Annotated in this window: 6 protein-coding genes; all 6 read right to left on the bottom strand. The window is 39.2% G+C overall.

All coding sequences use genetic code 11. The annotated features are described in order from the left end of the window. Positions 1 to 245 precede the first annotated feature (245 nt). From NBH01_RS02640 to NBH01_RS02665, 6 genes are read right to left on the bottom strand one after another with little or no spacing between them, the layout of a single operon-like run. On the bottom strand, positions 246 to 1,250 hold the full coding sequence (locus NBH01_RS02640; protein WP_250699961.1) for a DUF4973 domain-containing protein: 1,005 nt from the start codon (positions 1,248 to 1,250) through the stop codon (positions 246 to 248). Between the two features lie 18 nt (positions 1,251 to 1,268). Next, the gene (locus tag NBH01_RS02645; protein ID WP_074857616.1) at positions 1,269 to 3,293 is read right to left on the bottom strand and encodes a RagB/SusD family nutrient uptake outer membrane protein; all 2,025 of its coding nucleotides are present in this window, start codon (positions 3,291 to 3,293) and stop codon (positions 1,269 to 1,271) included. Positions 3,294 to 3,303: 10 nt separating this feature from the next. Further along, positions 3,304 to 6,384, bottom strand: a complete 3,081-nt coding sequence (locus tag NBH01_RS02650) for a SusC/RagA family TonB-linked outer membrane protein (RefSeq protein WP_008767514.1) — start codon at positions 6,382 to 6,384, stop codon at positions 3,304 to 3,306. Positions 6,385 to 6,404: 20 nt separating this feature from the next. After that, entirely contained in the window at positions 6,405 to 7,817 is a 1,413-nt protein-coding gene (locus NBH01_RS02655) for an IPT/TIG domain-containing protein (RefSeq protein WP_008762901.1), read from the bottom strand. Positions 7,818 to 7,858: 41 nt separating this feature from the next. After that, positions 7,859 to 10,012, bottom strand: a complete 2,154-nt coding sequence (locus NBH01_RS02660) for a TIM-barrel domain-containing protein (RefSeq protein ID WP_008762902.1) — start codon at positions 10,010 to 10,012, stop codon at positions 7,859 to 7,861. 21 nt (positions 10,013 to 10,033) lie between these two features. Further along, entirely contained in the window at positions 10,034 to 12,511 is a 2,478-nt protein-coding gene (locus tag NBH01_RS02665; protein ID WP_011108750.1) for a glycoside hydrolase family 3 C-terminal domain-containing protein, read from the bottom strand. Between the last annotated feature and the right edge of the window lie 18 nt (positions 12,512 to 12,529).

The raw sequence follows: 12,529 nt of genomic DNA on the forward strand, positions 1-12,529 counted from the left end.
AATATGAGTTATTTCTTTATGAATTAAATTTGCCAAATATAAGTATTTTTAATCTAAGTAAGGCTGTTTATGAATAAAAAGTGACACTTATAGCGAAGTTGCTAACTAAGCTAAGTGTCACTTTTTATTTGGCAATAATTATTCTTTCTCCAATCAGATTGAGCATATAGTTTAAATGCTCCTTAGTATAGAATCAAACCATTGACTTGATATATTTCATTGAGTAGGGATATAATATTGCATTTTTACCATTGAATAGCTTGATCTTGGTCTGGTATTAGAGTATTAATCTTTCGTTCCATGAGCAATGAACCGCTAGCTCTGTACGAAGTAGGAACATTGGATGAGGTTACGTCATCATAACTATATTCCATTCTTAATACATGATAACGATGCAATAGATAAGGCTGATTTGTATCCATTTCATCCCAAATCTCATAGGTAGGATTACCTATTATTTGGAAATTTATTGCCGGGTTGGTAGCTGTTATTGTCAGATTACCTGTTTTTTTTGTTTCAGTTTCTTCTATAGGTTTTTCGAACTTGACATTAATTTTGTAAGTTTCCCGGTCGATTGAGTTATCTTCCTTCGTTCCGACATAGAGAAATACTGTATTTTCATCAACGACGTGTGCTCTTCGATTATCAACTACTAATGGATCGTCATTAGAGCCAGCAAAATAAATATTCATTGCTGTTGCAGAATAATTGCCTGAGTAATCATTATATGGCAAAACATGGAGTAATGCTTTACGCCAGCCTTTCCGTTTATTGGTCACATATGAAGGATCTTCTTCAACGGTCAGAGGTAATACCCATTCTTTTGACAGGTTTAGTCCAGAAAACTTAAATTTGATAGGGAATAATTCCTTTCTTGTGCCTGCAGGCATATAGCAGGTAGGTGCTGTAAATTCATAGTTTTGCTCAGGTAATAATTCATACCATAAATCTTTTCTCAACTCATGGTAGTTGGCTAGATTTAGAGCAACCAGCGTGTCTGGGTCCACAGCAATACGAACATTCAAGTCTCTATCTAATGGGGTTGATCCGCTGACTAGCACCGGGAGATCATATACAACTTCTCCGTTAGGTTTGTATCGTACATAGATATCAGACACCTCTTCACTGCCTATAGGTGCTTTCAAGGAGATCATATGTGAATAAAGTTCGTCTTTCCATTCGTCATTACATGCACTAAAGAAAGATAGTGCAGCAAACATTGTAACTATATAAATTATTCTTCTTTTCATTTTTATCTTCTTTTTATATTAATCGAAAGTTTCCCAGCCAGGAGCTTGTGTCATCCGTCTATTCCACTGTAGCTCTCTTTCCAGAATAGGCCAGAAGTACATTTTACGTGAGAAGTTGGCTTGTAGATTCTCGACTCTTACACGTTCATAGAATCTTTCTTTAGTAGCTTCTGTCATTAATACATTGCAACCGTAGATCTGCTCCGATTCCTCGATAGCTACATTTTTCCAGCGTCTTAAATCGTGGTAGCGCTGGTTCTCTCCCATAAACTCAACTTGTCGTTCATGCATTAATTTTTTGCGGAATAATGTTTGGTCGTTATATACTTCCTGTTCATAATCTGGCATTCCGGCACGAATACGAACTCTTGAGACTGCTTTACTCATTTCTTCCGTATTGCGTGAAACTACCATCGTTTCTCCTTGCCAGTTTGTTACCTCATAACTATTACCTGGAGTAAGTTCATTTAAAGCTTCTGCATACATCAAAAGAATATCGGCATAGCGAATTGCGACATCTACTTTATCATAGATCTTTCCATTATTTGTATTACAATCATTTGGATTGATGAATTTCATCATTCCAATTCCAGTTGGTATCCATTTATCAGATCCGTTTTTGCGTCCTTCTTTGTTGCCTCTGTAATACCATATTTGTTGGTTACGATATTCTGCATCTTTGGCACTGGCAAATGGCCAAAAAGCACCGCTAAATGCTACACTGGCATAAAAGCGCGGTTCTCGGTTGGCATATTCTTTCCATACATTCGGGCGAAGCTGCGGATATTTTCCTGCTTTGTATTCATCTTCGGTAACAAAACGTTTACTTGCGTCGCAAGTGTCCAAGAAATGTTGCAAATTAAAGGCGTCACCATTTGCCATATCGTAAGCATCACATTGTTTAGCGGTTAAACCATGACGATTCTCTCCTCCTGCAAAGGTCGGCATTTGATTTCTGACGAGATAATTCACTTGATCTGCTAAAGAGTTATTACCACGAGTAAAGATTAATTCTTCATTTTCATTTGCATATAAATCTCCGTTAAAAATCGAACGATATGATTCAAACGGATCGATATTTGCCCACCCATCAGGAAAGTTTTTGGTAGAATATTTTGCGTTGTATGGAGGCTTAACTGTAGCTGGATAAGTATTGTCTCCTTTATCTTGATAGTCTGCGATATGTAACTCATAACGACCTAAATTAATTACATCTTTTGCTGCTGCAGCGGCTCTTGCCCATTTACTTTCATCATATGTTTGTGACATTAATATACGGCCTTGATCATCAACAAAGTCTGTAAACTTATCGGGATCATTTGGTAATGGATTATTGAGTGGACTAGCGGAGTATAATAAAACTTTTGCACGTACAGCTAGTGCTGCGCCCTTTGTTGCCCGCGCAATATTTTGTCTGTCTCGTCTGTCAGGCAGATCGTTAGCTGCAAGTATCATCTCTTTATCAATATAGTCTACTACTTCATCATATGTAGCTCTTGGACAGGACATGCCTATATATGTTTCATCAATACTGATTGTTTCATCAGGAATTAAGGGTACTGGACCATATCTTCTAAGTAGTAACCAATAGAAGTAAGCTCTTAAGAAACGGGCTTGTGCCTTTTTGTCTAAGATCTCTTCTTTTGTCAATTCTTCGTTAATATCTACATTATTGATCATGATGGAAGCTTGGCGTACACCTTCATAACAACGGATATAAGAGTCATTTACCCAACCGTTATCATATTGTCCAAATTTAAGAGCGTTGTAATTTACAGCACCATCGCTTTCATTAAAAATAATATCGTCCGAATAATTGGAGAGTGTAAATTTGATAAGTCCGTATTCTATATTCGAACCATTTAAAAGCCCATAGCATTTAGCTAACCATTCTTCAGTAAATTGTTTACTTTTGAAGATTTTTTCTTCACTTTGTCGGTCGTTGAAGAAACGTTCTACACTTAGATAGTCTGAACAGGAAGATAAACTAACTCCTAGTCCAATACTGAACGCAATGGCTAATAATATATGTTTCTTTTTCATGTCTTTGATATTAGATATTGATAGTTAATCCTAAAGTATATGATTTAGACAGTGGATATTTTTGTCCATTACTGCTACCTAATTCAGGATCCCAAAGTTTGAAACTGGAGAAGGTAACTAAATTGGTACCCATAAAATAAATACGGATGTTATTTAAATGCATTTTATTAACAAGACTTTTTGGTATTGTATATCCTATCTCTAAATTTTTCAAACGTAGGTAAGAACCATTACGCAACCAATAAGTGGAGGCGCGATAGTTATTGCTGTTTCCTCCATAGCTCAAACGAGGATATTTAGCATTTGGATCTTCATTTTCACCTAATATCCAACGGTTTGATTTTACTACATCAGTTAGAATGTTTCCCCAGTCTCCATTTTCAAATGGATATACAGTGGGACCATCAATGCAAAAAGTAGACTTTCCAGATCCTTGGAATAAAACATTAATGTCAATACCTTTCCATTGTCCGGAGAGACCGAAGCCATAAACTAAGTTTGGACGTGTTGTAGCTCCAATAGGAACTATATCATTATCATTTACATAACCATCACCGTTTACGTCTGCGTATTTGATATCACCTGGCATTACATCTCCCCAAGATTGTTTGGGGCTATTGCGTATATCATCATAATCTTTAAATAGTCCCAATGCGATAAGTCCACGGGTTTGATCAACTCGGAAACCTCTCTGGCTTTTGTATGGGTAGTTGCTATATTCTTCGTCATATTCCAAAATTTCGCTTTTGCTATAGGTGAAGTTGCCACGTAAAGTGAGGTTCACATCTCCGATACGTTGTTTGAATCCGAAATTTCCATCAAATCCTTTGGATAAAACAGAGCCAATATTGGTAGATATTCTCATAGCTCCGTTCAGACCAACAGAAATGGGAATGAAATTACGTTGTTGGTAAATACCGTCACGTTGTTCGTGGAAATAGTCAATTGTCCCAGTGAACTTATCGTCCCATAAAGAGAAGTCGATACCAATATCATGTTTAGTTGCTATTTCCCATGTTACGGCTGTAGTAGCGTAATGTGTGTAGCTTAAACCTGTAAATTCATATTTTTGTCCGATGTCTGCATAATTAAATCCCCCACTGGCACCGAAGGTAGATAAATAGGGGAAACGCTGGTCATTGTCTCCTACGACGTCATTGCCGACTTTGCCATATGAATAACGGAGTTTGAACATATTCATCCATTTCAAATGTTTTTTGATGATAGGTTCTTCTGCAATATTCCATGCTGCAGAATAAGCTGGGAAAAAGCCATACTGATGTCCCGGTGCAAAGTTTTCGGAACCGTTATACCCAAAGTTGAAATCGAAGAAATAACGGTATTTCCATCCATAGGTGAAGCGTCCAGCAAGTCCTTGATGGCGTTTATCAATACCTTGCATAATATCATTTCCATTCTGAGAGGTATCTATCGTTTTGTCTTGAGAATATTTAAATACTGCTCCAACAATGTGGTCTCCAAAGGTACGGTCATAATGCAGTTCGGCTTCTAGATATTCCTTACGATTTCCGTTAGAAGATGATTCTTGTGTCATTAGTTGTTCGTCTTTGATTTTTTTCATGACTAAACTTCCGTCAGAAGCACGATTTTGTTCTGCTCTCCACATTTCAGGGAATTTTTTACGGTTTATCCACTGATAGTTGTTTGTGTCAAATCCGTAACGGCCAATAAATTTTAATCCTTTTGTAATAAAGTTGAGGCTTTGTTCTAAAGTAGCATTGGCTTGCAACTTATTGTTCCATGTTTCTTGATAACCGGTTTGTGTAGCGGCTACCCACGGATTGAGTTGATCATTCTCCGAACCGTAGGCAGGAACGTATCCGTTGGAATACATCACAGGAACTGAGATAGGATTGTTGCGCATGGCTGATGCCCAAATGTTTCCTGCCATTCCTGGTTCGTTTTTTTTATCTAGTGAACCTGCGACTCCTACTTTCAATAAGGTGGACTTTGTGATATCCATATCTACGTTGAGACGGTAATTCCAACGTCTGTAATTTGCATTGGTGTTATAGTCTTTTAATCCTTCGTCCACTTTATACATACCTCCTTCGTCTACGTAACTAACAGATACATAATAACGGGCAAGCGAGCCACCACCGTTCAGATTTAAAGTTGCTCGATAAGTTGGTGCCCCTTTTTTTAAGAGTACATCCATCCAATCTACATTGGGGTATAAGTCTTTGTCCAATCCGTTGCGGAGTATGTATAGCTTTTCATCAGAGAAGAATGCTTCCTTATTACGAGTAGTACGTGCTTCATTCATTAAGTTGGCATAGGTATAGCCATCAACAAGTTCGGGGGTATATGTACGTGTGTTGTAAGTAGTTTCAACCTTTGCATCGATTTGAACCTTACCTGATTTACCACGTTTAGTAGTAATCAATACAACCCCATTTGCTCCACGTGAACCGTATATTGCTGTTGCAGAGGCATCTTTTAATACAGTAAATGATTCAATATCTTCAATATTGATCTCATTCATGTCTCTTTCGAATCCATCAATTAATACTAGTGCACCCGAACCTGCACCAAAAGTAGAAATTCCACGAATCCAAAATTCAGATATATTATTGCCTGGCTGTCCAGATGTTTGGCGTGCCATTATACCTGCTACATTACCAGCCAACGCATTTGTAATGCTTGAAGTGGAAGTTCTCAGTGTATTTACATCTACTGTAGTAGCCGCTCCAGTCATTGTAATTTTTTTCTGTGCGCCTGTTCCTGTGATAACAACCTCGTCGATAGCAGTTGCTTTTGCTTCTTGCATAATGACATTGATGCTCTTTTGTTCTTTAACAAGTATTTCTTGTTTATCAAATCCTATAAAAGTGAATACTAACCATTGATAAGGTTCAACCTTTATTTTAAACTTACCGTTTATATCTGTAATAGCACCTAGTCCGGGTATGTCTTTTACGGAAACGTTTACTCCGACAAGTGGCTCTTTATTCTGATCCAGAACAATGCCGCTGATTTCTATTTTTTCTTGTTGTTGTTTTTCTGTATGTGCGTATGTGTTAAGCACACAGCTAATTAGAAAAAACAAACTTAAAATATATTTTTTCATTCGAAATGTGTTTTTATAGTTTATTCTACAGAAATTGTGCGAATTCGATGGTTTTCTCTATCTGCTATATAGAATGTTTGTGTTTCTTCATCATAAGCGATCCCACAAGGACTGTCGAAACGTGCTTCTGTGCGTAGCTCGCCGTCTATGTATCCGTTTACTCGTCCATCAGAAGATACACTACCTCTGCCGGCATAAGTCGAGATGATACCGTCAGGAGTTATTTTACGGATGCAATGTCCGTTTCTATCACAAAGATAAAAATCGTAAATATCTGATTTACCAGCTTCTATGTAATCCTTGTTTTTTACAAATGTGCCTTGATAAGGCCATACGAAACGCCCTGATGTACCGGGAGAGTCTACCCAATCACTGGCTCCTTCAGAACCGGCAAACATTGTTGGCTTTTGGAATTCTTTTGTTTCTGGATTGAACATGGATTTATAAAGGCAATTTGCTCCTGTAATATACATATATTTACCTTCAGGGTGTACTGTTAGGTAGGCATGTTCATTCCTGCTTTCATATGTTGGGAATACTTCTTTTGCTACCATTCCTTGTGTTGTCGGGTCAAAAACGGCTTTGTCAATAGTTCCCTGCCAATAAACGGTATAATATAGAGTTTTTGTCAAAGGTTGATAAGCGCAACTATATCCAGTACGGTCATAAACATAAGGTCTTGCTCTTCGGAAGTCTTCAGAGCGTAGCAGGTAGGCAATCTCTCTTCGGTCTTTGTTACTTTGTCCGTGGTCGTCTGATACAAATAAAGTGTCTCCAGTCGCATCGAAACACATGTAGTACATACCTCCAAACAATCCTTGCCCTTCAGTCATAAGTGTGGATACTTCTTGAGTTTCCAGATTGATTCTCCGGATAGGTCCTTTAAAACCATTAACGATCAAGCATTTTTGTATTCCGAATGTATCCATTAACAACCATTCTGCATTTCCGAACCTTGCGTTTTCAAAATCTCCATCTACATCAGAAGAATTGCCTTGTTCATCTTCGTTTCCTACTAATGTACCTACTGAAGTTTGAGATACATATTGGAAACGTCTCTCAAATTCATATTCTATGGGTGAAGACGTCCCATCAGCACTTTCGATAGATATTTTTATATTTCCATCAAAAGCTTTTGGGGGTATCATACAATAAATTTCATTATTGTTACAGCCAATTGTAGTGGTAGTTCGCCCTCCTACAGTAATATAAATTTTTGATGGGTCGTTTCCGAAGTTCTCACCGTAGATATGGAGCTGAGTACGGAGACTTCCCTGACTTGGAGAGAAATCTGTAAAAACAACAGGTTTAGACGGATCATATCCGCTAGAACTGATTTTGTCGTCTTGGCAACTACTAATACATGCCATCAGATACAGTAGCAATACCCCGCACCAATGGGGATATTGCTTTTTCATGTGCTCTTTTTTCATAAAACTTTTTTTTAGGTTTCCAAACAAAGTATAGTGCTTTTTTATAGTCTTATTTCAATGCCTTCCACTAGATTTCCACTGGCTTGACGTATGCCTTGATCTGTTATAATTTTAATCACTGCCATGTCTTTATTCTCAGTGTTGTATTTTCCGGTTTTCTTTGTTAGCTTTACAGTCACTTTATCACCATTTCGCTCTGCGACAAATTGTAGCAGGCTATAGTCCCCTTTTTTGTAAGACCAACCATCTCCCGCATCCCAATACATATTTCCGGAAGCTTTGCCCTGTTCGTCCAGACACACTAGTAATGTCAGAGGATCTAATGAATTTTCTGTAGTGTTCTGAATTATTTTTCCAGTCGGAATGATAGCTCCCCCACGAATCTTCATTTTTGCCTGATATTTATCATTCTGATCTCCTTCTACAAGTGACAGTTCTTTCCAGATCCCTTTCGGAAGTGCCGGTTGATTAGCAAATGCTGGAATGATAAGTAAATTATCACCGACAAGGAAAGCTTCTTCCTCTGCTCTCAGTGACAAGTCTTTAGGGTCGGAGAAGAAGACAGGACGCATGATAGGCATGCCATTAGTTGAGGCTTCGTGTAAGAGTGTATAAAAGTAGGGTAGTAGTATATATCTACGTTCCAAAGCGATGCGTGAGGCATCTTCTACTTTTTGTCCAAATACCCATGGTTCCTTGTTGTTTGTTCCGGCGCAAGCATGACCACGTGCGAAAGGATAAAAGGCACCGAAACCAATCCAGTTGCCGAATAAGTCAGCATCAGCATTGAATAAGAAACCGCCTATATCTGCACCACTAAACGGTTGACCGGATAATCCCAATGTTAATGACATGGGAACTGACATTTTTAGATGATCCCAGCAAGAACCGTTGTCGCCAGTCCATGTAGCGGCATAACGTTGTCCCCCAAGGAAGTTGGAACGTGTCAGAATGAAAGGACGTTTTTCTGGACGAGCATCCAGTATACCTTCCCTGGATGCTTTAACCATCAGGAAGCCATATACATTATGATACTGAAGATGTGTACCTGCCGGAAGCTTTCCTCCTCCACGATGCAGGTTGTCTTCCGGCATTGTTTTGTTGGGCGTATCATTGATCTGGGGTTCGTTAACATCATTCCATACGCCATCTACTCCTTGTGCTAGAAAATCTTTATATAAGTTTCTCCACCATTTGTTTACTTTAGGAGAAGTAAAATCAGGGAATGCTGCTGCTCCCGGCCATGCATCACCGTGGAAGTTCTTACCGTCTGCTGTTTTCACCCAAACGTCATTTTCTGTTCCCGATTTATATACGAAATAGTTAGGGTCAACTTTTGCTCCCGGGTCAATCATCCATGCAGAATGGAATCCACGTATGTGCAAATCACGGTTCACCGCTTTAGGATTCGGAAAACTTTTCGGATTAAAGGTAAAGATGCGGTATCCGTCCATATAATCAATGTCCATCCAGATAACATCACATGGTATTCTTTTTAGTCTGAAAGTATCTGCTATTTCAATGACACGGCTGTCGGGAGAATATGAGAACCGGCATTGCTGATAACCTAGTGCCCAGCGAGGAATCATTGGCATTGTGCCGGTCAGTTCGGATAGTCCGCGAATGACTGCTTGTGGAGATTCCCTGTCAATGATGAATACCCGAAAGGGTATTCCTTCACTTTTTAATTCGATTTTTTCGTCTGTACTGCTTAGTTCTGCTTTCCAAGTAGTATCGAATAAAATTCCAAAAGCTGTTCCGTCCTTTCGCACTCCCATCATCCAAGGATGTGATTGATACAGACGAGTACCTTTGTCTACACCATAAGCTCCTGAGTCTGTATTCCATAATTTGATGGTCTTTCCATTTCTCAGAAGTGAACCGGTCACTTCACCACCGCCATAGATGCTTGTACCTTCCGGCACTGTTAATGATGCGTTTGCTTTACCATCCGTGAGTGAGAACTCGGGAACAAGTACCCAGTCGGCAGGAAGTGCTCCTTGTTCGCGTGGTTCTTTTTCTATTGCAAAAGAAGGTATCTTTTGAGCGTCGAAGCCTTCCGGGATGAATTTTGCGATTCCGTCCCCAACCATGACGCTATGTGTAATTTTTACCTTGTGTGTTGAGGCGTTCGCCAATAAAGGTAAGGTTGCGAGCAAGTAAATTGCTACAGTTTTGATACAAGTATATTTCATGTTACTTATTGATTATGCAATCTATAGTGTATATTGAATATTTTTTTGTGCTTTAATATCTCTAGAGGAGAAGCCAAGCATTATATTGTAAATACCCGGATCAGTGACGAACTGAGTTCTGTTGACATCAAAATACATAAATGATTCTTTAGGTAATGTCATCTTGACAGTTGTGGATTCTCCGGCTTTCAGGAATATCTTTTCAAATTTTCTCAGTTCTTTTTGGGGACGTTCTACTGGGCTGTTTTCTGCTTTGCCCACATAGGCTTGTATGACTTGTGCACCATCTCTTTTTCCTGTGTTGGCAAGACGGCAGGTTACTTCTACTGTTCCATCAGCATTTGGCTTTGAGACTACTATATTAGATAGCTTAAAGGTGGTATAAGACAATCCGTAGCCAAAAGGATATTGTACTTCACGTTTCAATTTGTCATAGCCGCGATAGCCGATGAATATTCCTTCCGTATATGCTACATGTTTGTCTTTATCCGGGTCATGATAGCTGTTGTAAGCGGGGCTGTCTTCCCATTTCTTTTCAAAAGTCATAGGTAATTTTCCTGATGGGTTAACTTTACCGAATAAAGCTTCGCCGATAGCTGTTCCCGCTTCCTGACCTCCATAAAATCCCCAAATAAGCCCCTTCAAAGACGGTTCCCATTTTTGCATTTCAATATTACCTCCGGCATTTACAATACCGATAACAGGCTTTTTACATCCGGATAAGCTGGCCAGCATTTTTTTATCTACTTCGGGCAGTTCGAATGTGCGGTCGCTTGCTTCTCCTTCTGTATCGGAACTATGACCGAAGCAGGCAATCACTAAATCTGCTTTGTTCAGGTAATCGGCAAACTTATTCTGAGTCTCGTTCTTACGTTTCCATAAAAAGCAGATACCTGCTCCACCACCCTGCTGATAGTATTCTACACGTACATGATATTTTTCACCGGCTTTTAGTGTCTTGGTAACATTGGTCGTTCTGAAACCTCCGGGCGTCCAGTCATCAATAATCGGTTGGTCGTTGATAAACAATTTATAACCATCGTCGCCTCCTAATGTGAACTCATAGTCAGCGGTTTCGTCTACGCACATTGTACTGTACCATTTCACAGAGAAATAATCTTTGGGCATACCTTCCAATTCTGTGCCTGCAGCCCAAGAATAATTGATTTTTTTCTCAGTCTGTTTTACCACAGGGGCTCCTTCGAAGTGAATATTCTTGAAGTATTCGGCATGAAATCCCTTTTCGTTGAGATTGTCGTCTGTATACATGATGGACGGCATAAAGTCGAGTTCATCAATATATTCTACTTTTACATTATTCAGTTTACCTTCTTTTTGGATTCCGTCGAATAAATTGGTATAATGGAAAGGAACTACAGCGCCACTACCACCACCATGTACATATCCATGTGCATTTTTGCCGGTAACGATAATATGTTTGTATTTTTGGGGATTGATAGGAAGAATGTTGTTTTCATTCTTCAAAAGAACAAGTCCCTCTCTGGCAACATTTAATGCTGTTTCTACAGATTGAGGGTCATCCAGAGCGATACTTTTGTCAGCTTCCGTACCATCCTTGAATCCGAAAGCAATGAGTATGCGTAAGATGTGGCGTACTTTTTCGTCAACCATATCCATAGTCACATCTCCTGTTTTAAGATAGTAAGCCATATCTTTAGGATTCATCTTTTCTCCTCCTGCCATTTCCAGATCTAATCCGCTTCTTGCAGCTGGAACACAGTAATGAGTCGATCCCCAGTCAGACATCACTAATCCTTTGAAGCCCCATTGATTTCTGAGTACTTCTTTCAATAGCCACGGGTTTTCAGTGGTGTAGATGCCATTCATCAAGTTATAGCTTGTCATGATGGCTCCTACTTCTGCTTCCTGAATGGCAGCTTTATAAGCAGGGAAGTAAATCTCATTCAAGGTTCTTTCATCAATATCATTACTGATATTATTACGGTCATAGTCGGAGTTGTTGGCAACGAAGTGTTTGACTGTAGCCATGACACCTTGATCTTGTACACCTTTGATGTATCCTACACAGATACGGGATGTTAAATACGGATCTTCACCCATATATTCAAAGTTACGTCCACACATTGGGGCACGGTAGATATTGACCGCTGGACCTAATATGACATTGATGTTTCTTGCTCTGCAATCACGTCCCAAAGCTTTTCCGTATTGATAGGCAAGATTCTCGTTCCAAGTAGCTGCTAGTGTCACTGTAGCCGGGTATGCGGTAGACTTGCCTTTTGTGCCTATCCCTTGCGGTCCATCGGACATTCTCATGCGATGAATACCCAGGCGATCAATGCTTTTAGTGTACATCCAGTCAATGCCACCGATATATCCAAGTTTTTCTTCTACTGTCATTTGGCTCAGTAGCTCTTCAACTTTTAGATCAATCTCTGGTTTATACCATTTTTGAGCAGATGCACAAAAAAGGTTGGAGATTAACAGGAGTAAAAACGTAAGTCTTTTTTGTTTCATATTAATTTTCTTTTGAGT

Source organism: Bacteroides sp. B1-V-101, from assembly GCF_023656585.1.
In the GTDB taxonomy this organism is placed as follows: Bacteria; Bacteroidota; Bacteroidia; order Bacteroidales; family Bacteroidaceae; genus Bacteroides; species Bacteroides thetaiotaomicron.

Excerpts from the sequence above, each read along its gene's own strand:
- NBH01_RS02655 (WP_008762901.1), bottom strand. The coding sequence starts at position 7,817 with ATGAAAAAAGAGCACATGAAAAAGCAATATCCCCATTGGTGCGGGGTA.
- NBH01_RS02665 (WP_011108750.1), bottom strand. The coding sequence starts at position 12,511 with ATGAAACAAAAAAGACTTACGTTTTTACTCCTGTTAATCTCCAACCTT.
- NBH01_RS02640 (WP_250699961.1), bottom strand. The coding sequence starts at position 1,250 with ATGAAAAGAAGAATAATTTATATAGTTACAATGTTTGCTGCACTATCT.
- NBH01_RS02650 (WP_008767514.1), bottom strand. The coding sequence starts at position 6,384 with ATGAAAAAATATATTTTAAGTTTGTTTTTTCTAATTAGCTGTGTGCTT.
- NBH01_RS02660 (WP_008762902.1), bottom strand. The coding sequence starts at position 10,012 with ATGAAATATACTTGTATCAAAACTGTAGCAATTTACTTGCTCGCAACC.
- NBH01_RS02645 (WP_074857616.1), bottom strand. The coding sequence starts at position 3,293 with ATGAAAAAGAAACATATATTATTAGCCATTGCGTTCAGTATTGGACTA.